The following is a 22,784-nucleotide window of genomic DNA, read 5'->3' on the forward strand; positions in this document are numbered from 1 at the left end:
TGGCATCGGCTGGGGGGCCTGGGGTCACACCCCGGGAAAGCACAGTCTGAACACGACGCAGGAGGCCGGTCGATGAGCGCCCGTACGAACAAGCCGCACGAGGTCGTCGAGCGCGCCCTCGAACTCTCCCGCGCCGACGGCTGCGTCGTGATCGCCGACGAGCACTCGACCGCCAACCTGCGCTGGGCCGGCAACGCGCTGACCACGAACGGGGTCACGCGCGGGCGCACCCTGACCGTCATCGCGACCGTCGACGGCCGTGAGGGCACGGCCTCCGGGGTCGTCTCGCGCGCGGCCGTGACCGCGGACGAGCTGGAGCCCCTGGTACGGGCCGCGGAGGCGGCGGCACGCGGCGCGGGGCCCGCCGAGGACGCCCAGCCGCTGGTCGCCGGCGTGCCGGAGGCCCCCGACTTCACCGACGCGCCCGCCGAGACCTCCTCTGCCGTCTTCACCGACTTCGCCCCGGCGCTCGGCGAGTCCTTCGCCCGTGCGCGTGCGGGCGGGCGCGAGCTGTACGGCTTCGCCAACCACGAGCTCGTCTCCAGCTATCTCGGTACGTCGACGGGGCTGCGCCTGCGCCACGACCAGCCGAACGGAACGCTGGAACTCAACGCCAAGTCGCCCGACCGGACGCGCTCGGCGTGGGCGGGGCGGTCCACGCGTGACTTCAAGGACGTCGACCCGGCCGCCCTCGACGCCGAGCTCGCGACCCGGCTCGGATGGGCCGAGCGGCGCGTCGACCTGCCCGCCGGCCGCTACGAGACGCTGCTGCCGCCGACCGCCGTCGCGGACCTGCTGATCTACCAGATGTGGTCGGCGGCTGCCCGGGACGCGGCCGAGGGCCGGACCGTCTTCAGCAAGCCCGGCGGCGGCACCCGCGTCGGCGAGAAGCTCACCGAGCTGCCGCTGACCCTGCGCAGCGACCCGAACGAGCCGGGGCTCGAGTCCGCGCCCTTCGTGCTCACGCACTCCTCGGGCGACGACGCCTCCGTGTTCGACAACGGGCTGCCGCTGTCGGCGACGGACTGGGTGCGCGAGGGCACGCTGGCCCATCTGTCCACCACCCGGCACAGCGCGGGCCTCACCGGGCTGCCCGTCGCCCCGATCATCGGCAACCTGATCCTGGACGGCGGCGAGGACCGCTCCCTGGAGGAGATGGTCGCCGCCACCGAGCGCGGTCTGCTGCTGACCTGCCTCTGGTACATCCGCGAGGTCGACCCGGCGACGCTGCTGCTCACGGGACTGACCCGGGACGGCGTCTACCTCGTCGAGAACGGCCAGGTCGTCGGCGAGGTGAACAACTTCCGGTTCAACGAGTCGCCGGTGGACCTGCTGTCGCGGGCCACGGAGGCGGGGCGCACGGAAAAGACGCTGCCCCGTGAGTGGAGCGACTGGTTCACTAGGGCTGCGATGCCCGCGCTGAGGGTGCCCGACTTCAATATGAGCTCTGTCAGCCAGGGCGTATAACCTCGTACCTGATTCACGAGACCACCCAAGGAGATACGAGAACCGTGACGGACATCGTCGACGAGCTGAAGTGGCGGGGGCTGTTCGCCCTGTCCACCGACGAAGATGCTTTGCGCAAGGCGCTCGCGGACGGTCCCGTCACGTTCTATTGCGGCTTCGACCCGACCGCGGCCAGCCTGCACGTGGGGCACCTGGTGCAGGTCCTCACCATGCGTCGTCTCCAGCAGGCGGGCCTGCGCCCGCTGGCCCTGGTCGGCGGCGCGACGGGCCAGATCGGCGACCCGCGCCCGACCGCCGAGCGCACACTGAACGACCCGGAGACGATCGCGAACTGGGTGACGCGCCTGCGCTCGCAGATCGAGCCGTTCCTGTCCTTCGAGGGCGAGAACGCCGCGGTCATGGTGAACAACCTGGACTGGACGGCCGGCCTGTCGGCCATCGAGTTCCTGCGGGACATCGGCAAGCACTTCCGCGTCAACAAGATGCTGACGAAGGACTCCGTGGCCCGGCGCCTGGAGTCCGAGGAAGGCATCAGCTACACGGAGTTCAGCTACCAGCTGTTGCAGGGCATGGACTTCCTGGAGCTGTACCGACGCCATGGCTGTACGTTGCAGCAGGGCGGCAGCGACCAGTGGGGCAACCTCACCGCGGGCCTGGACCTGATCCACCGCCTGGAGCCGCACGCAGGCGTGCACGCGCTGGCGACACCGCTGATGACCAAGGCGGACGGCACCAAGTTCGGCAAGACCGAGGGCGGCGCCATCTGGCTCGACCCCGAGATGACGACGCCGTACGCGTTCTACCAGTTCTGGCTGAACGTGGACGACCGGGACGTCTCGACGTACCTGCGGATCCTGTCCTTCAAGTCCCGCGAGGAACTGGAAGAGCTGGAGCAGCAGACCGAGGAGCGCCCCCAGGCCCGCGCCGCCCAGCGCGCGCTGGCCGAGGAACTGACGACGCTGGTGCACGGCGCCGACCAGACGGCCGCGGTGATCGCCGCGTCCAAGGCTCTCTTCGGCCAGGGCGAGCTGACCGGGCTCGACGGCAGGACGCTGGCCGCGGCGCTCTCCGAGGTGCCGCACATCCAGGTCGCCGAGCTCGGCCCGGTGGTGGACCTCTTCGCGGAGGTCGGTCTGGTGGCCAGCAAGTCGGCCGCGCGCCGCACGGTCAAGGAGGGCGGTGCCTACGTGAACAACGTCAAGGTCACCGCCGAGGACGCGGTCCCCGCCAAGGAGGACCTGCTGCACGGGCGCTGGCTGGTACTGCGCCGCGGCAAGAAGAACCTGGCGGCGGTGGAGGTCGCAGAGGCCTAGACACGAGGTGCCAAGGCCTGGACACGAGTCGTTGAGGTCCGGACACGCTGAGGGGCGGTTTCCCGTGCGGAGACCGCTCCTTCGTCGTACCTGATCAACCGGGCTTCGTACCCGCCCGTCAGGCTCTCTGCTTGTTGCCCCGCAGCGCCATGTACGCCATGTCGCCGAGGAAGACGATGATGATCGCGGCCACGAGCTGGAAGGCGTGCCGGCTCCAGTCGATGCCTCGGGTCTCCGCCACGCCGACCGCCCGGGCGATCGCGTTGCCGACGATGGCTCCGAGGATGCCGAAGATGGTGGTGAGCCAGAGTGGGCTGTGCTGCTTGCCCGGAAGGATCGCCTTGGCCAGCAGGCCCAGCACGAAGCCCACGATGATCGCCCACAACCAGCCCATGTCTGCCTCCTAGTACGGCTCTACGTGAGCATTACGCCCAGTCTCGGCGTGTGCGCCATACGGCGCATGTCGGGCGCGGCCGTACGCGGTACGGCGCATCATGTCCACCCGGACCGGACCTGCCCCGGTCTCGTAGGCGACGGAGCCGCGGCGTAACGTGGGACGTGTTCGGGCCTGCTGTCAGACCGGGTTCGGACCGGGTACGGGCCGGGGAGAGTCCGACACAGAGCAGGTGGTGGAACGTGATGCGGAAGCAGAGCAAGAGCCAGGTCTTCCGGATCACCGGGGCCAGGCAGGGGCTCGATGAGGACGTCCGCGGCAGGCAACGCCGCTATGTCATCTCGATGTCCGTCCGCACGGTCGCCGTGATCCTCGCCGCGACCCTCTGGAACGTGGAGCGGCACGTCGCGATCGTCGCACTGGCACTCGGCATACTCCTCCCCTACATCTCCGTGGTGATCGCCAACGCCGGACGGGAGAACGCGCCGTCGCTGCCGTCGACGTTCGTCAACGTGCCCGGCCCCGCGATGATCGCGCCGCCGCGCCCGGACGCCTCCGCGGAATCCGTCCCGGAGGATGTCGTGACCGACCCCGGGGTACGTCCGGGAGGCGGCCCGCACGAGCGGGCCGAGCCCGACTCGACCCTCACCTGACCACGGGGGATCCGCCGAAAACGGAATCCGATCGCGCACCAAGCTCAAGAAAAGCTCAGATCAATCATGTTGTTCCGGTGCCGGGCAGCGGGCTAGCCGTGACATACTTCGTACGCGCTCCGCATCCCCCGTCGGAGCGACAGACCGACGCCGGGCAGCTCCCCCCGTGGCTGCTCGGCGTCGCCTTTTCGGGGCCGTTTAGGGTTGAGGCGTGACTTTCCCGCTCCCCGACATGTCCCCGGCCCCCAGCACTCCGCAGTGCTCCGCCAAGGGCTGCCGCACCGATGCCGTATGGGTGCTCGCCTGGAACAACCCGAAGCTGCACACGCCCGAGCGGCGCAAGACCTGGCTCGCCTGCGAGGAGCACCGCGAGCACCTGTCCACGTTCCTCGACGTGCGGGGCTTCTTGAAGGACGTGGTGCGGCTGGAGGACTGGGAGGACCCAGGGGTCTGAGCTCGCCTCGGCACGGCAGTGCGCGACCCAGAGCCTGGCCCTAGCCGCCGATCGACGACATCGGTCTGGCCGGCTGGAGGAACGACGGGTCGTCCAGGCCCGAGCCCGCCTTCTTGCCCCACATCGCGAGGCGCCAGATGCGGGCGATCTCCTCGTCGGGGGCGTCGGAGCGGAGGGCGGTGCGCAGGTCGGTCTCCTCGGTGGCGAACAGACAGTTGCGTATCTGGCCGTCGGCCGTCAGGCGCGTGCGGTCGCAGGCCGCGCAGAACGGGCGGGTGACCGAGGCGATCACGCCGACGCGGTGCGGGCCGCCGTCCACGAGCCAGCGCTCGGCCGGGGCGGAGCCCCGCTCGTCGGTGCCCTCCTCGGTGAGCACGAAGCGCGTCCGCAGCGAGGCGAGGATGTCGCCCGCGGTGACCATGCCCTCGCGCTTCCAGCCGTGCTGGGCGTCCAGGGGCATCTGCTCGATGAAGCGCAGCTCGTAGTCGTGCTCCACCGCCCAGGCCAGGAGGTCGGGGGCCTCGTCGTCATTGAGGCCCGGCATCAGCACGCAGTTGACCTTGACGGGGGTCAGGCCGGCGTCGCGGGCGGCTTCGAGGCCCGCGATGACGTCCTGGTGGCGGTCACGACGGGTGAGGGTCTTGAAGACATCGGGGCGCAGGGTGTCCAGCGAGACGTTCACCCGGTCCAGACCCGCGGCCTTCAGGGCGGCGGCGGTGCGTCTGAGGCCGATGCCGTTGGTCGTCAGGGACATCTGGGGGCGGGGTTCGAGCGCGGCGACCCGCTCCACGATGCCCACGACGCCGGGGCGCAGCAGGGGTTCTCCGCCGGTGAAGCGGACCTCGGTGATGCCGAGGCGGGTGACCGCTATCTCGATGAGACGGACGATCTCGTCGTCCGTGAGTAGGTCGGGCTTGCCCAGCCACTGCAGGCCCTCTTCGGGCATGCAGTACGTGCACCGGAGATTGCACCTGTCCGTCAGTGAGACGCGCAGGTCGGTGGCCACTCGGCCATAGGTGTCGATGAGCACGTGGGCCCCCTCCCTCGTTGCGGATCACTTCTACTCGACACGAACGAGCCTACGTGACACGGCTGACATCAACCCCGGCCGGATCCCACGAGACGCGGCGCGGCCGTGTCGTAGAGATCTACGACACGGCCGTCGGCGAGGGGGATCAGTGTGCTCCGGTGCCTGTCAGGGACCGCACCTCCAGCTCGGCGTACTTGCCGGCGTCGGGCTCCTCCTTGGACAGGAGTGTGCCGAGCCAGCCCAGCAGGAAGCCGACCGGGATCGAGATGAGGCCCGGGTTCTCCAGCGGGAACCAGTGGAAGTCGACGTCGGGGAACATCGAGGTGGGCTTGCCCGAGACCACCGGCGAGAACAGCACCAGTCCGACCGCCGTGACCAGACCGCCGTAGATCGACCACAGCGCGCCCTGGGTGGTGAACCGCTTCCAGAAGAGGCTGTAGAGGATCGTCGGCAGGTTGGCGGAGGCGGCGACCGCGAAGGCGAGCGCGACCAGACCTGCGACGTTCAGGTCACGGGCGAGGGCGCCCAGCAGAATGGACACGGCGCCGATGCCCACCGTCGCGTAGCGGGCGGCGGTCATCTCCTGTTTCTCCGTGGCCTGCCCCCTCTTGATGACGTTCGCGTAGATGTCGTGCGCGAACGAGGAGGACGAGGCCAGGGTCAGGCCGGCGACGACGGCGAGGATCGTGGCGAAGGCGACGGCGGAGATGGAGGCGAGCAGGATGGCGCCCCAGTTGGAGTCGACGCCTCCCAGGTGCAGTGCCAGGAGTGGCGCGGCGGTGTTGCCCGCCTTGTTGGAGGCGATGATCTCGTCGGGTTTGATCAGCGCGGCGGCGCCGAAGCCGAGGGCGAGGGTCATCAGGTAGAAGGCGCCGATGAGGCCGATCGCCCAGTTCACCGACTTCCGCGCGGTCTTCGCCGTGGGCACGGTGTAGAAGCGGATGAGGATGTGCGGCAGGCCCGCGGTGCCCAGGACCAGCGCCATGCCCAGGGAGATGAAGTCCAGCTTGGTGGTGGACGTGGCGCCGTACTTGAGGCCGGGCTCCAGGAAGGGCGCGCCCTTGCCGCTGTTGTCGGCGGCCTTGCCGAGCAGGTCGGAGATGTTGAAGTTGAACTTCAGCAGCACCAGGAAGGTGAGCAGCAGGGCACCGATGATCAGCAGAACGGCCTTGACCATCTGGACCCAGGTGGTGCCCTTCATGCCGCCGATGGTGACGTACACGATCATCAGGACACCGACGAGGGCGACGATGCCGATCTTGCCGCCGTCGCTGGTGATGCCGAGGAGCAGCGAGACCAGGACGCCCGCGCCGGCCATCTGGGCCAGCAGGTAGAAGATCGACACGACGATGGTGGAGGTGCCCGCGGCCGTACGGACCGGGCGCTGGCGCATCCGGTACGCCAGTACGTCGCCCATGGTGTAGCGGCCGGAGTTGCGCAGCGGCTCGGCGACCAGGAGGAGGGCCACCAGCCAGGCGACCAGGAAGCCGATGGAGTAGAGGAAGCCGTCGTACCCGAAGAGGGCGATCGCGCCCGCGATGCCGAGGAACGAGGCCGCGGACATGTAGTCGCCGGAGACGGCCAGGCCGTTCTGGAAGGCGGTGAACTGCCGGCCGCCCGCGTAGAAGTCGGCGGCGTCCTTGGTCTGGCGGCCCGCCCAGACGGTGATGACGAGGGTCGCGGCGACGAACACCGCGAAGAGGGTGATGATCAGCGGCCGGTGCTGGCTGGCCTCACCGGCGGCGAGCACGGTCGTCTGTACGGGGCTCATGCGTCGCCCTCCAGCCGGGACTTGATCGCTTCGCCCTTGGGGTCGAGCTTCGCGGCGGCGTACCGCGAGTACCACCAGGCGATGAGGAACGTGGTGAGGAACTGGGCGAGCCCGAGGACCAGGGCGACGTTGATGTTGCCGACCACCTGGGTGCCCATGAAGTCGCCCGCGTAGTTCGAGAGCAGGACGTACAGCAGGTACCAGGCGATGAAGGCGACGGTCAGCGGGAAGGCGAAGGAGCGGTGCGAGCGCCGCAGTTCGGCGAACTCGGCGCTCTCCTGCACCTCGACAAACTGCTCGGTCGAGGGCAGCCGGGGATCGGCCTTCGAAGGGGGCGGTGCGTCGGTAGCCACGAAGTCTCCTCGCGTTGCGGGTGCGGTTACGACGGTGGACGGGGGCGAATCGGGGCTCGCGGACGGGGACGGCCGGGGTGCGGACATACGGTGACGACCTCACAGTGACTTGGATCACGTAACTAAGAGTGACGAATTTACTCCGTTGCGTGATCCAACAGGGGGCTCGATCGTCCTCGGGCTCCCTGCTCAAGGTCACGGCGCCACGCGTGGACCGGTTCAACTCCCCCGGCGTCTTTCGCAAGTCGCTCCCCGCTTCTTTCGGAAGTCATTTGCGGTTTCTTGGGGAAGTCGTTGCTGACCAGCTGGGACGGGAGATAGCTTCGGCCTGCAGTACTCGTCATGCACCTGCCGAAGCGCCACCCGCACCAGCCTCAGCACCCTTACGCGCCTGCCCGAGCACCACCTGTGTTCGGGCGGCTTTCGTTTCCGGATGATGTGGAGATCCCATGGCTCATCTGCGTTCCAGACGTCGCCTCGCCCTCGCGGTGCCGGTCGTCCTGTCCCTCACCGCCTCGCTCGGTTTCCTGCCGGGCGCCGCGTCGGCCGCCCCGCTGACCGCGTCCGCCACGACGAGCGCGGACGGCCCCGGCCTCGCGTACGTGGTCAACACCAGGACGGACCACCGCACCATCGAGTCGGTGGAGAAGGCGATCTCCGCGGCGGGCGGCACCGTCGTCATCGCCTACGAGAAGATCGGCGTGATCGTCGTCCATTCCGCCAACCCGGACTTCGGCAAGCGGATCCGCGCCGTGCGCGGGGTGCAGTCGGCGGGCGCGACCCGTACCGCGCCGCTGACGGCCGCGGGGACGACGGACGAGGGCGCGGCGCAGATGCTGTCCGCCGCCGAGGCCGCCAAGGTCTCCAGGACCGCCGCCTCGGGCGAGGAGCCCCTGGAAGCCGATCAGTGGGACCTGCGCGCGATCGGCGCCGACAAGGCCGCGAAGACCAACTCGGGCAGCAAGAGCGTGACGGTCGCCGTGATCGACGTCGGCGTCGACGACACCCACCCGGACATCGCCCCGAACTTCTCCCCCTCGCAGTCCGCGAACTGCGTGGGCGGCAAGCCGGACACCACGTTCGGCGCATGGCGCCCCGTGGACGCCGACCACTACCACGGCACCCATGTCGCGGGGGAGATAGCCGCCGCCCGCAACGGCATCGGCGTCGCGGGTGTCGCGCCCGGTGTGAAGGTCTCGGGCATCACCGTGGCCGAGCCGGACGCGAGCCAGCTCTTCTACCCGGAGAGCGTCGTCTGCGCCTTCGTCTTCGCCGCCGACCACGGCGTGGAGATCACCAACAACAGCTACTACGTGGACCCGTGGCTCTACAACTGCCTCGACGACCCCGACCAGAGGGCCATCGTCGACGCCGTCAACCGGGCCCAGCTGTACGCCCAGAAGAAGGGCACCCTCAACGTCGCCGCGGCGGGCAACTCCAACGACGACCTCGACTCGAACGCCCTCGCCGACGCCTCCAGCCCCGACGACTCGACCGCCGTGCCCCGCACGGTCGACCCGCACAAGTGCTTCGACGTACCGACCCAGCTGCCGGGCGTCGTCACGGTCGCCTCGACCGGCGTCACCGGTGCCAAGTCGTACTTCTCCAGTTACGGCAAGGGCGTCATCGATGTCGCCGCGCCGGGCGGCGACAAGTACCAGATCCCGGACACGCCGTCGAAGAACGGCCGCATCCTGTCGACGATGCCGAACAACCAGTACGGCTTCCTGCAAGGCACGTCGATGGCGACGCCGCACGTCGCGGGCGTGGCCGCGCTGCTGAAGTCCAGGTACCCCTGGGCCTCACCGGTCCAGCTCCAGGCGCTCCTCAAGGCCGAGGCGGACAACCCCGGTTGCCCGACCGCCCCCTACGACGGGGACGGCGACGGCGTCGTGGACGCCACCTGCGTGGGCGGCAAGCACGTGAACGGCTTCTACGGAGCCGGGATCGTCAACGCGCTGCGCGCGGTCAAGTAAGTCCCGTCAGGTAAGTCCGGCCGGACGTCACATGAGCTTCGGCACGGCTCGTACCGCTCCTACCGCGAATGAACGGAGACTCCATGACCGCGCCTCGCAAGCGCTCCCGCCGCGCCATAGCCCTCCCGCTCGGGATGGCCACGGCGACGGCCCTCGCCTTCCTGCCGAACGTCAGCGCCTCGGCGGCCGACACCGACAGTTCCGCCACGCGGACCGCCACGACGACGGCGGATGCGACCGCCCTCAGCTATGTCGTCAACGTCCGCCCCGGACACGGCACTTCCGCCTCCGTGAAGAAGGCCATCGCCAAGGCGGGCGGCACGATAGTGACGTCGTACGACCGGATCGGCGTGATCGTCGTGCACTCCTCGAACGCCGACTTCGCCAGGACGATCCGCGGCGTACGCGGCGTGCAGTCGGCCGGCAACACGCGCAACGCGCCGCTGCCCGCGCAGTCGACCACCGACATGGGCGCGCCCCAGGTGCTCACCGCGGCGCAGGAGAAGGCCGCGAGCGCCGAGGCCGCCGCCGGGCAGGACCCGCTGGAGTCCCTCCAGTGGGACCTGCCCGCCATCAAGGCGGACAAGGCGCACGAGAAGACCCTCGGCAGCAGCAAGGTGACGGTCGCCGTGATCGACACCGGTGTCGACGACACGCACCCCGACATCGCGCCGAACTTCGACCGCGACGCCTCGGTCAACTGTGTGACGGGCAAGCCGGACACCACCGACGGGGCCTGGCGGCCGACCGCCGCGGAGAGCCCGCACGGCACGCATGTCGCGGGCGAGATCGCGGGCGCCAAGAACGGCGTCGGCATCACCGGGGTCGCGCCCGGCGTGAAGGTCGCCGGCATCAAGGTGGCCACGACGGCCGGCTACTTCTACACCGAGGCCGTCGTCTGCGGTTTCGTGTGGGCCGCCGAGCACCACGTCGACGTGACCAACAACAGCTATTACACCGACCCCTGGTACTTCAACTGCAAGGACGACCCGGACCAGAAGGCCCTGGTCGACGCGATCACCCGCGCCTCGCAGTACGCGGAGCACAAGGGCACCGTCAACGTCGCCGCGGCGGGCAACGAGAACTACGACCTGGCCGCCGACTCGATCACCGACCCGGTCTCCCCGAACGACGGCACGCCCTCGGACCGGGTGATCGACCCCTCCAAGTGCTACGACATCCCCACCCAGCTGCCGGGGGTGGTCACCGTGGCCGCGACGGGCGCCAAGGGCATCAAGTCGTCCTTCTCCAACCACGGCCTGGGCGTCATCGACGTCGCCGCGCCCGGCGGCGACTCGACGCGCTACCAGACCCCGGCACCGCCCGCCACCAGCGGCCTGATCCTCGGCCCGCTGCCCGGCGGCACATGGGGTTACATGGCGGGCACGTCGATGGCGTCCCCGCACGTCGCGGGCGTCGCCGCCCTCATCAAGTCGACCCACCCGCACGCCTCCGCCGCCCTGGTGAAGGCGCTGCTGTACGCGGAGGCCGACGCCACGCCGTGCACCGACCCCTACGACATCGACGGCGACGGCAAGGTCGACGCGGTGTGCGAGGGCACGAAGAACCACAACGGGTTCTACGGCTGGGGCACCGTCAACGCGTTGAGAGCGGTCACGAAGTGACCGCGTGAGCGAAGGGGGCCGGGCGGTTGCCCCGGCCCCCTTTCCCCCGTTGATCCAGTACACCCGGCATAGTGCCGTCATGACTCGTACGGACTTCGCGTGGGCCGCTCTGGGCGGCGACCCCGCACTCGCCTCACAGATCTCGGCCGTCGCACGGGAGGGGGTGCTGCCCGCACGGCTGCCGGTGCGCGGGACGGCCCGGGCGTGTGTCGCGGTCTGTGCCCTCGCCGGGGCCGAGCTGACCGCGGGCCGCACCGGAGGGAAAGTGCCCGGGGTGCGCGTCGACGACGGGGCTGTCGCCACCGCCTTCCACAGCGAGCGACACCTGCGCGTCGACGGCCGTGAGCCGGTCAACTTCGCCCCGCTGTCCCGGTTCTGGCGGACGGCGGACGGCTGGGTCCGCACCCACGCGAACTATCCGCACCACCACAAGCGGCTGCTGAGCGCGCTGGGCGTGCCGGAGGGCCGGGGCTCCCTCACCGAGGTGGTCGCAGAGGCGCTCGCCGAGCGATCGGCCCTCGAGGTGGAGGAGACGGTGTACGCGGCCGGCGGGCTCGCGATCGCCCTGCGCACGCCCGGCCAGTGGGCGGCGCACCCCCAGGGGCGGGCAATCGCCGCACACCCGCTGGTGACCCGCGAGCGGCTGGACACGGCTCCCGCACGACGGCTCGCCCCGCTCGCCGGGGATCCACTGCTGCCCGCGGCGGGCGTCCGCGTGCTGGACCTCACCCGGGTCATCGCGGGCCCGGTGGCCACGCGCACGCTCGCCCTCCTCGGCGCGGACGTCCTGCGGATCGACAGCCCGCGCCTGCCCGAGATCGACGACCAGCACGCCGACCTGGACTTCGGGAAGCGGTCCTCCACGCTCGACCTGTCGGCGCGCGGGGACCGCTCGGCCTTCGAGGAGCTGCTCGCCGAGGCCGATGTCGTCGTCACCGGGTACCGGCCCGGCGCACTGGACCGGTTCGGGCTCTCCCCGGGGGCACTGGCCGAGCGGCGGCCCGGTCTGGTGGTGGCGCAGTTGTCGGCGTGGGGCGGGTACGGGCCGTGGTCCGGGCGGCGGGGCTTCGACAGTCTGGTGCAGGTCGCCACCGGGATCGCGCGGATCGAGGGGTCGGCGGAGCGGCCGGGTGCGCTGCCCGCGCAGGCCCTCGACCACGGCACGGGGTACCTGCTGGCCGCCGCGGTACTCCGGTCGCTCACCGAGCAGACCCGGGAGGGCGGGACGCGGCTCGTCCGGCTGGCGCTCGCGCGGACGGCCGCATGGCTGGTGGACGCGCCGGCGCACCGGAACGAGGAGCCCGCCGACGCCTCCTACGCATCGGGCCCCTGGCTCGCCGAGACGGACAGCGACCTGGGCCGGCTCAGGTACGCACGGTCGCCCGTCTCCTTCGCCGGCGGGCCCCGCGACTGGGCGCGGCCGCCCGGACGGTGGGGGACGGACCCGGCCCGGTGGGCGTGAGCGAGGCGTCGGCCGGAAACGTACCTATGGGCGGAATGCCGAACCACCGCTTGTTTCCCTGCACTTGCCCGGTTCTGTGCCGACTGGTGAAGATCTTGGGGTGACCTTGATACGACCGACAGCCGAGGCGGCGGGCGCGAGTGGTCCGGCGCGGCACCCCGCCGCCGGACGCGCCGTCGCCCTGCTCGTCCTGGTGGCCGTGGCCGCCCTGATCCCGCTGCTCGGTCCGCGCTCCGCGCTGGACGGCACCGGCGAGGCAGCCGCCCCCGGCGTCGGCGGCATCGCCCTGCTGCGCGCGGTCTTGTTCGCGGCGCTGTGCGTCCCCGTGGGCGAACTGTTCGCGGCCCGGCTGGCCCGCCTGGTGCCGGGCGCGCCGCTGGAGCACGCGCCCCACAGCTGGGCTCCCTACGCCGCGGCGGTCGGATTCGTCGCCGCGCTGGGGCTCGCCTCGGTGGTGGCCACCGGCAATCTGCTGCCGCATCACCTCTCCGACATGGACGTCGGCGGGCTCTACGAGAGTCGGGACGGCAAGCTGGCGCTCCTGGAGGTCAACGCGTTCCTCGCCGCCGGGCTCTGCGCCCTGTCACGGAGACCGGCCGCCCAGGTGTGGCCGCTGGCCGCGGTGGCCCTCGCGGAGGCGCTGCGCGCCCACGCGGCGCCGGAGCACGGCCCGCTCGTCGGTTCCGGTCTGACGCTCGTTCACGTGACCTGCGCGGCCCTGTGGACGGGCGGCCTGCTGCACGTGCTGCGGATGCTGCGCGCCTGGCGCGCCTCTTCGGAGGCGGAGGCTGCGGAGACGACGGAGACGGCCGGGACGGCGGTTTCGGCGGACGCGGCCGGCGCGGCGCTTCTGGGCCTCTACGCGCGCGTGGCCGCCGTCCTGTTCGCGACGCTCACCGCGACGGGCGTGTGGAGCGCACTGCGCCGCATGCCGCCCGGCACGGTCCTGGACCAGCTGACGGCCACGTCGTACGGGCGCACCCTGCTCGCCAAGCTGGTACTGGTGGCCGTCGTCGCCGTGCTGGCGCTGCTCGCGCGGCTGCGGCTACGCCGGGCCGCCGACCGGCTCAGCGCCTGTGTGCCCGCTCGCGCGGAGGTGGTGGCACTGGGCCTGGTCGTGGCGGTGTCGGGGCTGCTGACGGCGCTGCCGCTGCCGATCAGGTGGTCATGAGCCGTTGGTGACGATCACCTTGAGGGCGGTGCGCTCGTCCATCGCCTTGTAGCCCTCGGGCACGCCCTCCAGACCGACGGTCATGTCGAAGACGGGCGACGGGTCGATGGTGCCGTCCAGGATGTCGGGCAGCAGCTCCGGGATGTACGCCCGCACCGGCGCCACACCGCCGCGCAGCGCGATGTTCCGGTCGAACATCACGCCCAGGTCGAGGCCCGTGCCGCTGCCGTGCGGCACGCCGACGAAGCCGATGGCGCCGCCGTCGCGGGTGATGTTCACGGCCGTCCGCATGGACTGCTCGGTGCCGACCGCCTCCACGACGGCGTGCGCGCCCTGGCCGCGGGTCAGCTCGCGGACGGCCTCGACGGCCGCCTCGCCGCGTTCGGCGACGACGTCCGTGGCACCGAAGGCACGCGCGATGTCCGTACGTGCCTGGTGGCGTCCGAGCGCGATGATCTGCTCGGCGCCGAGCCGCTTGGCGGCCAGCACGGCGCACAGCCCGACGGCGCCGTCCCCGACGACCGCGACGGTGGCGCCCTTGCGGGCTCCCGCGCCGAGGGCCGCGTGGTGACCGGTGCCCATGACGTCGGAGAGCGTCAGCAGGGCCGACAGCAGGTGATCGTCGGAGGCCGCCTCCTTGGGCAGCTGTACGAGGGTGCCGTCGGCGAAGGGAACGCGCACGGCCTCGCCCTGACCGCCGTCGTAGCCGACCGCGCCCCAGAAGCCGCCGTGCTCGCAGGAGGTGGTGAGGCCCTCGCGGCAGTAGTCGCAGACGCCGTCCGACCACATGAAGGGCGCGACGACCAGGTCGCCGCGGCGGACGCCGGTCACCTCGGAGCCGGTCTCCTCGACGATGCCGAGGAACTCGTGCCCGATCCGCTGCCCCGCCTGCCGGGCCGCCTCGCCCCGGTAGGCCCACAGATCGCTGCCGCAGATACAGGACCGCAGCACCCGCACGACCGCGTCGGTGGGCAGTTTCACCAGGGGCTCGGGGACGTCCTCCACGCGCATGTCGAACGGGGCGTGGATGGTGGTGGCGCGCATGACGAGGATCCTTCTCGGCCGATCGGCTGGGTGAGATGCGCTCAGGGGGTGGTTGAGCGCATCTCACCGTACGCCGCCCTCGCCGCGGTATGCGCGCCGAGGGTGCCCTGCACTCCGCTGACCAGCAGGAACTGGGCGGCGGCATAGGTCAGCATGATCCAGAAGTCCGGCCTCGGGAGCTGCGGCCAGTCGGCGACGCCGGTGGCGATGAGGGTGTCGGACAGCAGGAAGAGCGCCCCGCCCGCGCCCGCGACGGGCCCGAGCCGGGTGCTTGTTGCCGCCATCGCGGTCAGCAGCAGGCTGTAGCCCGCGACGGGGATACGCAGGCCGGCCGGCAGATCGGGCCACAGGAGGGTGACGGTGACGACGAGGGCGAGGACGTACGCGCCACCGAGCCAGGCCGACGGCCCGCGCACGTCTGGAGGGCGGTGCGGCGAATCCGGCCTTCTGAAGAGCAGGAGATAGCAGACGTGACCGGCCGCGAAGGAGGCCATCCCCACGAGGAAGGCCGGGTCGGCGTCGGACAGCAGCAGTACGTCGCCGCCCCAGCCGCAGAGCAGGGCGGCCACCAGGAGCCGCGGTCCGCCGCGTACGACCGCGTGGGCGGCGAGCAGGGGCATCAGAAGCGGCTTGGCGACCAGGTGCCCCGGGGTGAACCCGACGGCCAGGGAAACGAGGTCCACGGCAGCGGCCACGCCGAAGGAGACGAGCAGCACGCGCGCGTGCCGTGGGCTCACGCGACGGGCTCCGTGGCCGGCTTGCGCCCTGCGGACTTCGGCGTCGGCTGCCAGCCGGGCCCGCCGAAGACCCGTCCCGCCCGCTCGCGCCAACCGGTCGCCGCCTTCAGGTCCCTGGCGATGGCGGCGTACTCGTGGGTGGCGACGCGCAGGGGGTTGTAGGTGGCGATGTTCTTGGTGAGCCCGTAGACGGGCCGCTCGATCTCGGCGACGAAGGACCCGAAGAGCCGGTCCCAGACGATGAGGATCCCGCCGAAGTTGCGGTCCAGATAGCCGCCCTGGGAGGCATGGTGGACCCGGTGGTGGGAGGGCGTGTTGAGCACGAACTCGAACCAACGGGGCATCTTGTCTATCCGCTCCGTGTGGATCCAGAACTGGTAGACGAGGTTCGCCGACGAGCAGAACGCCAGCGCGGCGGGGTGCACGCCGAGGGCGATCAGCGGCACGTAGAAGGGCCAGACCGTCCAGGTCGTCCAGGGCTGGCGCAGCGCCGTGGTGAGGTTGAACTTCCGGCTGGAGTGGTGGACCACGTGGCAGGCCCACAGGACGCGGATGACGTGGTGCCCGCGATGCGACCAGTAGTAGAAGAAGTCCTGCCCCAGCAGCATCAGCGGAACGGTCCACCACAGGACGGGCACCCGCAGCGGCGTCAGTTCATAGATCGCCGTGTAGATCGCGACGATCGGGATCTTCCACAGGAAGTCGAAGACGAGACTCCCGAGCCCCATGCCGACGCTCGTCGCGGCGTCCTTCGCCTCGTACCCCGCGGCATCGTCGTCCGGATGGATCCGGACGCTCACCACCTCGATCACGGTGAGCAGCACAAAGGCGGGTATCGACCACAGCACGACATCGGGCAGGTTCGGCATGGATGCACCGTAGAACCGCAGCTCGGCCGCGGCTAGACGTTGTTACCCACAAGTATTACCGAGGGTACGCGCTTGCTTATTGGTGATCTCCGCCAAGAACGCCGACAGGTCCGGACCGATGCTCGTCGGATGTTCACCCGGTGCTCGTCACACCCCGGCCGCCCCCAACAGCACCCCCGCCGCATAGGTGACCCCCATCGCCAGCGCACCCCCGCCCACGTTCCGCAGTACCGCGCGGCCCGGGTCCGCCGAGCCCAGGCGGGCGCTCAGCCAGCCGGTGAGGACCAGGGCGGCCAGTACCGAGAGCACGGTGACGCCCAGGCGCCAGGCCGCCGGTGGCAGGACGATGGCGAGGAGGGGGAGAAGGGCGCCCACGGTGAAAGAGAGGAAGCTCGCCCAGGCCGCGTGCCAGGGGTTGGTGAGGTCGTCGGGGTCGATGCCGAGCTCTACGCGTGCGTGGGCCTTCAGGGCGTCGCGTTCCGTGAGCTGCTCGGCCGCCTCGCGGGCCACCTCGCGGGTCAGGCCGCGCTGCTCCAGGAGTTCGGTCAGCTCCTCGAGTTCGGCGGCCGGCTGTTCGCGCAGTTCACGTCGCTCCAGCGCCAGGGCGGCCTTCTCGGAGTCCAGTTGGGTGGAGACCGAGACGTACTCGCCCGCCGCCATCGACATGGACCCGGCCAGCAGCCCCGCGAGGCCCGCCGTGAGCAGCGCGGAGCGGTCGTCCGTGGCGCCGGCCACGCCGACGACGAGGCCGGCGGTGGAGACGATGCCGTCGTTGGCGCCCAGCACCGCGGCCCGCAGCCAGTTCAGGCGGGAGCCGAGGGTGCCTTCGTGGGCCTCGTCGTGCATGGGTACCGTCACACGGGGAGGATGCCACCTGGCGCGTCACCAGACCCGTACTGACGCTCCCCGCGCGAACACCGGACTCGTCGCGTCCGCCGGGGGTCGCGTCAGTGGTTCGGCCAGTTCCGCCACGGTCGGTCCCACCTTCGCCGCGAGGGCGTCCAGGGCGTCGAGGTCGAAGCCGTACACCCGGGCGGCGTTCCCGCCGACCATCGCGGCGACCTCCTCGCGCGGCACGCCCGCGTACGCGCAGCGCAGGCCCTCCCGGGAGTAGGGGTAGGTGCCCTCGTCGTGCGGGTAGTCGCTGCCCCACATGATCTTGTCGACGCCGATCCGCGCCCGCAGCGGCACCTCGTGCGGGCGCATGAAGCTCGCGCCGACGAAGCAGTTGTCCCGCCAGACGTCCGAGGGGCCCTTGCCCATCGCCTCCGCGAGTCCCGCGCCGAACTTCGACTCCGCCGTCGGCCTCTTCGCCCTCTTCGTCGCCGCCGCCGACAGCCTCCCGTGGTAGTAGTCCAGCATGTCGAGCACCCCGGGGATCCAGCCCGAGCCCTGCTCGGTCAGCACCAGTCTCAGACCGGGGTGGCGGCGGAAGGCGCCGCCGAAGATGAGGTGCCAGAGCGCGCGGTGGGAGAACCAGGTCGTCTCGACCATGAAGACCGCGCGGGCCGCCGGTTCCTCGCCCAGGGGCGGCGACGCCGAGCCCGCGTGGTGGTTCACGGGGACGCCCAGCTCCTCGCAGACCGCCCAGATCGGGTCGTACGTCGACGAGTACAGCTCGGGCAGTCCCGAGCCCGGTGGGGTGCCGGGGAGCAGCAGGCCGCCCCTGAGGCCCGCCCGGGAGGCCCACCTGATCTCCTTCACCGCCTCCTCCACGTCGTTCAGGAGGATCTGGAAGACACCCGCGCGGCGGCCCGGCGCGGCGGCGCAGAAGTCCGCGAGCCAGCGGTTGTGGGCGCGCAGGCCCGCCCAGCGCCGTTCGAACTCCTCGACGGTGGGGGCCGGCGCCATCAGGGCGGCCGACGGGAAGAAGGGCGGGATGGTGTTGGGGAACACCACCTCCGCGACGATGCCGTCCTCCTCCAGCTCCGCCAGGCGCCGTGCGGAGTTCCAGTTCTTGTCGGCGGTGTCGGCGAGCAGGTCCTCGTACGGGTTGACGTACGTGGCCGCCCACGCGTCGAACGCCTCGTGGTGTTCCTTCGCCAGGTAGGGCCGGTAGTCCAGGAGGTCCGCTCCGGCGTGGCAGTCCGCCGAGATCACGGTGTAGCGGTCGGTCACGGGGTCGTTCGTGGGGGCGTTCACGGCGTCGTCCCCAGGACCGGGAAGTCGTGGTCGGTCAGCCAGTGGCGGCCCACCTCGCGCGAGCGTGCCCAGGACGCCGCCACGGCCGTCTGGTCGTCGCTCTGGCCGAGTTCGGCCGGGGTCGGGCCGATGCGCCGGGCGAGCGGGGTCAGCCGCTCGACGTCGAAGCCGAAGACCTCGGCGGCCGCGAGGCCGAGCATGCGGCGGGTCTCCGCGACCGGGATGTCGTGGAAGGTGCGCCGTAGCCACGCGCGGGTGTCGGGCCAGGTTCCCTCGGGGTGCGGGAAGTCGCTGCCCCAGAGGATGTTGTCGACGCCGATCTCGTAGCGCTGCGCGAGTTCGCGGCGCTTGGTGTTCGTCGCGCAGATGAAGAGCTGGCGGTCGAGGTACTCGTGCGGGGGCCGCTTCAGCTCCTCGAAGGGCGACAGCTTCTTGCCGCCGTGCGCGCCCAGGTAGAGGCGGTCCATGAACCAGAGGAGGTTCGGCAGCCACCAGCAGCCCGACTCCGCGACCCCGAACCTCAGCCCCGGGTGGCGTTCGAAGACGCCCGACCAGAGCAGGAACCACAGGGGGCGCGCGGGCCACCAGGTGCATTCGGAGACGAAGATCCCCAGGTGGTCGCCGTACTCGTGGCGCGGGGCCGCGCCGGAGTGCGTGACCACCGGCATCGCGCACTCGGCGGCGGCCGCCCACACGGGGTCGTAACGGCGGTCGTGGTAGGGCTCCTTGTCGACCCACATGGAGGGGATCATCAGGGCGCCGAGTCCCGACTCCTTGGCGCGGTACACCTCGGCGACGACCGCGTCGGGGGCCGCCGTGATCGGCAACAGGGCGACCCCGCAGTGCCGTTCGGGGTTCTCCCCGACGAACTCCGCCAGCCAGCGGTTGTGGGCCTGCGCGCCCGCCATGCCGAGCTGCGGGTCGTGGTCGCCGGAGAGACCGAGGCCCACGCCGAAGGGGGCCGCCGTGCGGCTGTCCACGGCGTCGGCGTCCGGGAAGACCACCTCCCCCGCCACACCGTCGCCGTCCAGCTCCTTGAGGCGCTGCGCGGTGTCCCAACCGCCGCGCAGGCCCTCCTCGTTGTCCTGGAACCAGCGGTCGGCGAACGCCTCGTTGCGGATACCGAGCCGGTTCATCTCCTCGCGGCGCCGGCCCTGGCCCGCGAGGAACTCGTCGAAGTCCCGGTGGAACCGGGAGTCCAGGTAGGGCCGGTACTCCTCGGTGGGGAGCCCGGCGTGGCAGTCGGAGGAGATGATCAGATAGGGGTCCCGCTCGGTCATCGCCCGCCTCCTCAGTCCAGGATGAAGTGCTCTAGGTACGACGGGTCGGCCCGGTCGAGCATCGACTGCGACCTGGACCGGATCTGCCGGTCGCTGTGCTCGCTCGCGGGCAGCAGCCAGAACCGGCCCTCCCTGATGCCGTCCGCCACCAGGGCGGCGACCTCCTCCACCGGCGTGAACCGCACCTCCTGCCCCGCCTCCTTCATCGCTGCCTCCCACTGGTCGAGGCTGCGGTAGGGGGTCTTCCTGGGGCGCTGTTTCGCGTAGCGCTCGGGCCGGTTGCGGTGCGACTCCCACAGGCCGGTACGCAGCATGTGGGGCCCGGGGAAGAGCACCGACGCCCCCACGCGCGCGTGCTCCGCCTTGAGATGCGCGTACAGGGACTCGGTCATCGTCACGACGGCCGCCTTGGTGACGGCGTACACGGAGGCGGTCGGCAACGGGGCGATCCCGCCGTCGCCGGACGAGGTGTTGACGACGTGGCCCGGCTCCCCGCCGGCGATCATCCGCGGCACGAAGGCCTGGACGCCGTGGAAGACACCCCAGACGTTGACGGCGAAGGCCCACTTCCAGTCGTTCGGATCGTGCTCCCACATGCGGCCCTCGGCGCCGGAGCCGACTCCCGCGTTGTTGCACAGGACATGCACGGCGCCGTACTTCTCGTACGTCTCGGCGGCGAGAGCGTCGAGCTGTTCGCGCTCCGAGACGTCCACCACGCGCGCGTGCACCTGCGCCCCGTCCTCCCGCAGCGTGGCGGCGGCCTTCTCCAGGGCACCCTCTTCGACGTCCGCGAGGACCACCTTCAGACCGTCCGCCGCGAACCGGCGCGCCATCGCGAGCCCGATACCGCTCGCCGCGCCGGTGACGACGGCGACCTGCCCCGCCCGGAGTTCCATCAGGCGCTCCCTTCCGGCGGCCCGTCGAGGATCTGCCGCGGATCGTCGTAGCGCTGATGGATGTAGGGCAACAGGGCCTGGGCGCTGACGCGTTCGACCACCCGGCCCGTCTGGTCGGTGGTCTTCTCGCCGAGGGTGATCTCGACCAGTTCGCGTACGGGGAGGTCGGCGACCGGGTCGTACATCGACTCGCGCAGCACGACGTCCCCGGTGACGCGCTCCAGCCTGCGCACCTTCTCGTTGCGTACGCAGTGCACGAGCACGGGGTGGACGTCGAAGCCCGAACCGTCCACCGCGGGAAGGAACTTGAAGTAGAAGTCGGTCTTCCGGGCGGGCTCGGGCAGCGGGAGGTCACCGCTCACCGCGCCGCGCACCTCGACGAAGGCGATGCCGTGCCGGGCGAGTGCGGCCCGTACGACGAGGCCGTCGCGTTCCACGGTGACCTCGCCGAGCTTCTTGGGCTCCCCGAAGACCTCGCGGCCGCCGATGAGCGCCCGCTCGTGGGTCATCGGCATGACCAGCGGGTACCAGCCCTCGACGCCGTCGTGCGCCGCGGCGACGGCGAACGAGCCCGCGCCGAGCGGATAACCCGGCAGGTCCACCTTGCTGATGTTCACCCGGACCAGGGGGCGCCCGGTGGGTTTGAGCGGGGGTGGCAGGACCGCCGCGACCGCGTCCGGATCACTCTCCCAGACGGCCACCACACCCGTGGACCAGATGTCGGGGAGCTTGGCGCTCGCGGTGCGCGCGGCGGCGATCTCCGCCTCGGTCCGTGCGCCGTACCTCACTCGTGCCATGTCCGTACCGCCCTTCGTAGGCGCTACCTGCTGGGGCGCGGAGCACGCTTGCAGGACACCGTCGAAAGGTCCATAGCCATGCGTCAGCCATGCGCCCGGGCCGTGCGCCGGGCCGGACCAACCGGTGACCCGCGCCACAGAAGGCACCCCTGTCCCCCGCCGGCCGCGTCAACTCCGGGGGCCGGACCGTCCGTCGGTTCCTGGAAGGTGGGGACCGGACTGTCAGTCAGGGCCCGTATCCTCAGTGACCATGCTCGAAGACCTGACGACCGCAGCGTCACCAGCCCCCTGGCCGGCCGCGTATCCGCAGGGGTACGCGGTCGTCGACGTGGAGACCACCGGCCTTGCCCGCGACGACCGGATCATCTCGGCCGCCGTCTACCGGCTGGACGCGCGCGGCGAGGTCGAGGACCACTGGTACACGATGGTCAACCCGGAGCGGGACCCGGGCCCGGTCTGGATCCACGGTCTGACGTCCGAGGTGCTCGAAGGCGCCCCGCTCTTCCAGGACATCGCCGAGGAGTTCTCCGACCGGCTCGCCGACCGGGTGCTCGTGGCGCACAACGCGGTCTTCGACTGGTCGATGATCGCTCGGGAGTACGCGCGCGCGGAGCGTGAGGCACCGGTGCGCCAGCGGCTGTGCACCATCGCGCTCTCCAAGGAACTGGGCCTGCCGCTGCCCAACCACAAGCTGGAGTCGCTGGCCGCGCACTTCGGTGTCGTACAGCAGCGGGCGCACCACGCGCTGGACGACGCGCGCGTGCTGGCCGAGGCGTTCCGGCCGAGCCTGCGGGCCGCCGCGCGGGACGGCATCCGGCTGCCGCTCCTGGAGTGCCGGCCGCTCAAGGAGTGGTCCGAGAGCCCCGCGGCACCGCGGATCGTACGGCAGTCCGGTCCCGGTGGCCACTCGTCCGGCGGGTACGCGTCCGGTGGCTACCCGTCCGGGAGTTGGCGGCCCTCACGCAAACGCCCCGCATGCCCCTATCCCAACCCTGGTCGCTACGAAGCGGACAAACCACTCAAGCAGGGTATGCGGGTCGCGTTCTCCGGGGACACGTCCGTCGACCGCGAGCTGCTGGAGGACCGTGCCGTCGAGGCCGGCCTGCATGTCGCGACGAGTCTGTCCCGGCTGACCAGCCTGCTCGTCACCAACGATCCGGACTCCAGTACGTCCAAGGTGGTCAAGGCCAAACAGTTCGGGACACCGGTGATCGACGAGGCGGCGTTCGGCCAGCTGCTGCGGGACGTGGCGCCGGCCTCGGAGAAGTGACCCCGGGGGCTGAAGAGGGGCCGGGGTCGCTGACGGACGTACGGGTGATTGCCGGGCGACTCGCCCGGCGCCCGCTCGCC

The 22,784-nt window shown here is 71.1% G+C and carries 21 protein-coding genes; 9 read left to right on the forward strand and 12 right to left on the reverse strand.

Annotated features, from left to right (window positions below):
- Positions 1–72: 72 nt before the first annotated feature.
- On the forward strand, positions 73–1,467 hold the full coding sequence (locus ACZ7M2_RS00135) for a metallopeptidase TldD-related protein (RefSeq protein WP_471593507.1): 1,395 nt from the start codon (positions 73–75) through the stop codon (positions 1,465–1,467).
- Positions 1,468–1,511: 44 nt separating this feature from the next.
- Positions 1,512–2,780 (forward strand): tyrosine--tRNA ligase, encoded by a 1,269-nt coding sequence (tyrS, locus tag ACZ7M2_RS00140; protein ID WP_352051727.1) that lies wholly within the window; start codon positions 1,512–1,514, stop codon positions 2,778–2,780.
- A gap of 118 nt (positions 2,781–2,898) precedes the next feature.
- Here tyrS and ACZ7M2_RS00145 read toward each other — a convergent pair whose 3' ends face one another.
- Entirely contained in the window at positions 2,899–3,174 is a 276-nt protein-coding gene (locus tag ACZ7M2_RS00145; protein WP_067364569.1) for a GlsB/YeaQ/YmgE family stress response membrane protein, read from the reverse strand.
- A gap of 245 nt (positions 3,175–3,419) precedes the next feature.
- Between ACZ7M2_RS00145 and ACZ7M2_RS00150 the strand changes: the two genes are divergently transcribed.
- Both ACZ7M2_RS00150 and ACZ7M2_RS00155 read left to right on the forward strand, forming a co-directional pair.
- Entirely contained in the window at positions 3,420–3,827 is a 408-nt protein-coding gene (locus ACZ7M2_RS00150; protein ID WP_352051726.1) for a DUF3099 domain-containing protein, read from the forward strand.
- A gap of 232 nt (positions 3,828–4,059) precedes the next feature.
- Positions 4,060–4,281, forward strand: coding sequence for a hypothetical protein (locus tag ACZ7M2_RS00155; RefSeq protein ID WP_352051747.1), 222 nt, complete (start codon positions 4,060–4,062; stop codon positions 4,279–4,281).
- Positions 4,282–4,321: 40 nt separating this feature from the next.
- Here ACZ7M2_RS00155 and moaA read toward each other — a convergent pair whose 3' ends face one another.
- From moaA to ACZ7M2_RS00170, 3 genes are all read right to left on the reverse strand, one after another.
- Positions 4,322–5,311: a GTP 3',8-cyclase MoaA gene (gene moaA / locus ACZ7M2_RS00160; protein WP_471593508.1), complete on the reverse strand. Its 990-nt coding sequence runs from the start codon at positions 5,309–5,311 to the stop codon at positions 4,322–4,324.
- Positions 5,312–5,456: 145 nt separating this feature from the next.
- On the reverse strand, positions 5,457–7,082 hold the full coding sequence (locus ACZ7M2_RS00165; protein ID WP_060902212.1) for a solute symporter family protein: 1,626 nt from the start codon (positions 7,080–7,082) through the stop codon (positions 5,457–5,459).
- Entirely contained in the window at positions 7,079–7,435 is a 357-nt protein-coding gene (locus ACZ7M2_RS00170) for a DUF485 domain-containing protein (protein ID WP_054232238.1), read from the reverse strand. The genes ACZ7M2_RS00165 and ACZ7M2_RS00170 overlap by 4 nt, the downstream gene beginning before the upstream one ends.
- Positions 7,436–7,884: 449 nt before the next feature.
- Here ACZ7M2_RS00170 and ACZ7M2_RS00175 point away from each other — a divergent pair, with 449 nt between their 5' ends.
- The 4 genes from ACZ7M2_RS00175 to ACZ7M2_RS00190 all read left to right on the forward strand — a co-directional run bounded on the left by ACZ7M2_RS00175 (position 7,885) and on the right by ACZ7M2_RS00190 (position 13,669).
- Positions 7,885–9,411 (forward strand): S8 family serine peptidase, encoded by a 1,527-nt coding sequence (locus ACZ7M2_RS00175; RefSeq protein ID WP_471593509.1) that lies wholly within the window; start codon positions 7,885–7,887, stop codon positions 9,409–9,411.
- An 83-nt stretch (positions 9,412–9,494) separates the two neighbouring features.
- A complete protein-coding gene (locus ACZ7M2_RS00180; RefSeq protein ID WP_471593510.1) occupies positions 9,495–11,036 on the forward strand; it encodes a S8 family peptidase in 1,542 nt (513 codons plus the stop codon).
- A gap of 79 nt (positions 11,037–11,115) precedes the next feature.
- Positions 11,116–12,498, forward strand: coding sequence for a CoA transferase (locus ACZ7M2_RS00185; protein ID WP_471593511.1), 1,383 nt, complete (start codon positions 11,116–11,118; stop codon positions 12,496–12,498).
- Positions 12,499–12,598: 100 nt separating this feature from the next.
- Positions 12,599–13,669: a CopD family protein gene (locus tag ACZ7M2_RS00190; protein WP_471593512.1), complete on the forward strand. Its 1,071-nt coding sequence runs from the start codon at positions 12,599–12,601 to the stop codon at positions 13,667–13,669.
- On the opposite strand, the gene ACZ7M2_RS00195 is transcribed toward ACZ7M2_RS00190, so the two are convergent.
- The 8 genes from ACZ7M2_RS00195 to ACZ7M2_RS00230 all read right to left on the reverse strand — a co-directional run bounded on the left by ACZ7M2_RS00195 (position 13,664) and on the right by ACZ7M2_RS00230 (position 21,434).
- Positions 13,664–14,713 carry a zinc-dependent alcohol dehydrogenase family protein gene (locus tag ACZ7M2_RS00195; protein WP_471593513.1) on the reverse strand — a complete coding sequence of 350 codons (1,050 nt, stop codon included), beginning with the start codon at positions 14,711–14,713 and terminating at the stop codon, positions 13,664–13,666. The genes ACZ7M2_RS00190 and ACZ7M2_RS00195 overlap by 6 nt on opposite strands.
- Positions 14,714–14,754: 41 nt before the next feature.
- Positions 14,755–15,450: a lysoplasmalogenase gene (locus tag ACZ7M2_RS00200; protein WP_471593514.1), complete on the reverse strand. Its 696-nt coding sequence runs from the start codon at positions 15,448–15,450 to the stop codon at positions 14,755–14,757.
- The gene (locus ACZ7M2_RS00205; protein ID WP_471593515.1) at positions 15,447–16,319 is read right to left on the reverse strand and encodes a sterol desaturase family protein; all 873 of its coding nucleotides are present in this window, start codon (positions 16,317–16,319) and stop codon (positions 15,447–15,449) included. The genes ACZ7M2_RS00200 and ACZ7M2_RS00205 overlap by 4 nt, the downstream gene beginning before the upstream one ends.
- A gap of 147 nt (positions 16,320–16,466) precedes the next feature.
- Positions 16,467–17,177, reverse strand: a complete 711-nt coding sequence (locus ACZ7M2_RS00210; RefSeq protein WP_352051716.1) for a VIT1/CCC1 transporter family protein — start codon at positions 17,175–17,177, stop codon at positions 16,467–16,469.
- A 24-nt stretch (positions 17,178–17,201) separates the two neighbouring features.
- Positions 17,202–18,461, reverse strand: a complete 1,260-nt coding sequence (locus tag ACZ7M2_RS00215; RefSeq protein ID WP_471593516.1) for an amidohydrolase family protein — start codon at positions 18,459–18,461, stop codon at positions 17,202–17,204.
- The gene (locus tag ACZ7M2_RS00220; protein ID WP_471593517.1) at positions 18,458–19,741 is read right to left on the reverse strand and encodes an amidohydrolase family protein; all 1,284 of its coding nucleotides are present in this window, start codon (positions 19,739–19,741) and stop codon (positions 18,458–18,460) included. The genes ACZ7M2_RS00215 and ACZ7M2_RS00220 overlap by 4 nt, the downstream gene beginning before the upstream one ends.
- 11 nt (positions 19,742–19,752) lie before the next feature.
- Positions 19,753–20,637, reverse strand: a complete 885-nt coding sequence (locus tag ACZ7M2_RS00225; protein ID WP_471593518.1) for an SDR family NAD(P)-dependent oxidoreductase — start codon at positions 20,635–20,637, stop codon at positions 19,753–19,755.
- Positions 20,637–21,434 carry an acetoacetate decarboxylase family protein gene (locus tag ACZ7M2_RS00230; RefSeq protein ID WP_385375478.1) on the reverse strand — a complete coding sequence of 266 codons (798 nt, stop codon included), beginning with the start codon at positions 21,432–21,434 and terminating at the stop codon, positions 20,637–20,639. Before ACZ7M2_RS00230 ends, ACZ7M2_RS00225 begins: the two co-directional genes overlap by 1 nt.
- 250 nt (positions 21,435–21,684) lie before the next feature.
- Between ACZ7M2_RS00230 and ACZ7M2_RS00235 the strand changes: the two genes are divergently transcribed.
- The gene (locus ACZ7M2_RS00235) at positions 21,685–22,704 is read left to right on the forward strand and encodes a DEDDh family exonuclease (RefSeq protein ID WP_471593519.1); all 1,020 of its coding nucleotides are present in this window, start codon (positions 21,685–21,687) and stop codon (positions 22,702–22,704) included.
- Positions 22,705–22,784 lie beyond the last annotated feature (80 nt).

It is taken from the genome of Streptomyces sp. NPDC111507 (assembly GCF_055638955.1).

Excerpts from the sequence above, each read along its gene's own strand:
- ACZ7M2_RS00135 (WP_471593507.1), top strand. The coding sequence starts at position 73 with ATGAGCGCCCGTACGAACAAGCCGCACGAGGTCGTCGAGCGCGCCCTC.
- ACZ7M2_RS00145 (WP_067364569.1), bottom strand. The coding sequence starts at position 3,174 with ATGGGCTGGTTGTGGGCGATCATCGTGGGCTTCGTGCTGGGCCTGCTG.
- ACZ7M2_RS00150 (WP_352051726.1), top strand. The coding sequence starts at position 3,420 with ATGCGGAAGCAGAGCAAGAGCCAGGTCTTCCGGATCACCGGGGCCAGG.
- ACZ7M2_RS00155 (WP_352051747.1), top strand. The coding sequence starts at position 4,060 with ATGTCCCCGGCCCCCAGCACTCCGCAGTGCTCCGCCAAGGGCTGCCGC.
- ACZ7M2_RS00165 (WP_060902212.1), bottom strand. The coding sequence starts at position 7,082 with ATGAGCCCCGTACAGACGACCGTGCTCGCCGCCGGTGAGGCCAGCCAG.
- ACZ7M2_RS00175 (WP_471593509.1), top strand. The coding sequence starts at position 7,885 with ATGGCTCATCTGCGTTCCAGACGTCGCCTCGCCCTCGCGGTGCCGGTC.
- ACZ7M2_RS00180 (WP_471593510.1), top strand. The coding sequence starts at position 9,495 with ATGACCGCGCCTCGCAAGCGCTCCCGCCGCGCCATAGCCCTCCCGCTC.
- ACZ7M2_RS00185 (WP_471593511.1), top strand. The coding sequence starts at position 11,116 with ATGACTCGTACGGACTTCGCGTGGGCCGCTCTGGGCGGCGACCCCGCA.
- ACZ7M2_RS00195 (WP_471593513.1), bottom strand. The coding sequence starts at position 14,713 with ATGCGCGCCACCACCATCCACGCCCCGTTCGACATGCGCGTGGAGGAC.
- ACZ7M2_RS00205 (WP_471593515.1), bottom strand. The coding sequence starts at position 16,319 with ATGCCGAACCTGCCCGATGTCGTGCTGTGGTCGATACCCGCCTTTGTG.
- ACZ7M2_RS00220 (WP_471593517.1), bottom strand. The coding sequence starts at position 19,741 with ATGACCGAGCGGGACCCCTATCTGATCATCTCCTCCGACTGCCACGCC.
- ACZ7M2_RS00225 (WP_471593518.1), bottom strand. The coding sequence starts at position 20,637 with ATGGAACTCCGGGCGGGGCAGGTCGCCGTCGTCACCGGCGCGGCGAGC.
- ACZ7M2_RS00230 (WP_385375478.1), bottom strand. The coding sequence starts at position 21,434 with ATGGCACGAGTGAGGTACGGCGCACGGACCGAGGCGGAGATCGCCGCC.
- ACZ7M2_RS00235 (WP_471593519.1), top strand. The coding sequence starts at position 21,685 with ATGCTCGAAGACCTGACGACCGCAGCGTCACCAGCCCCCTGGCCGGCC.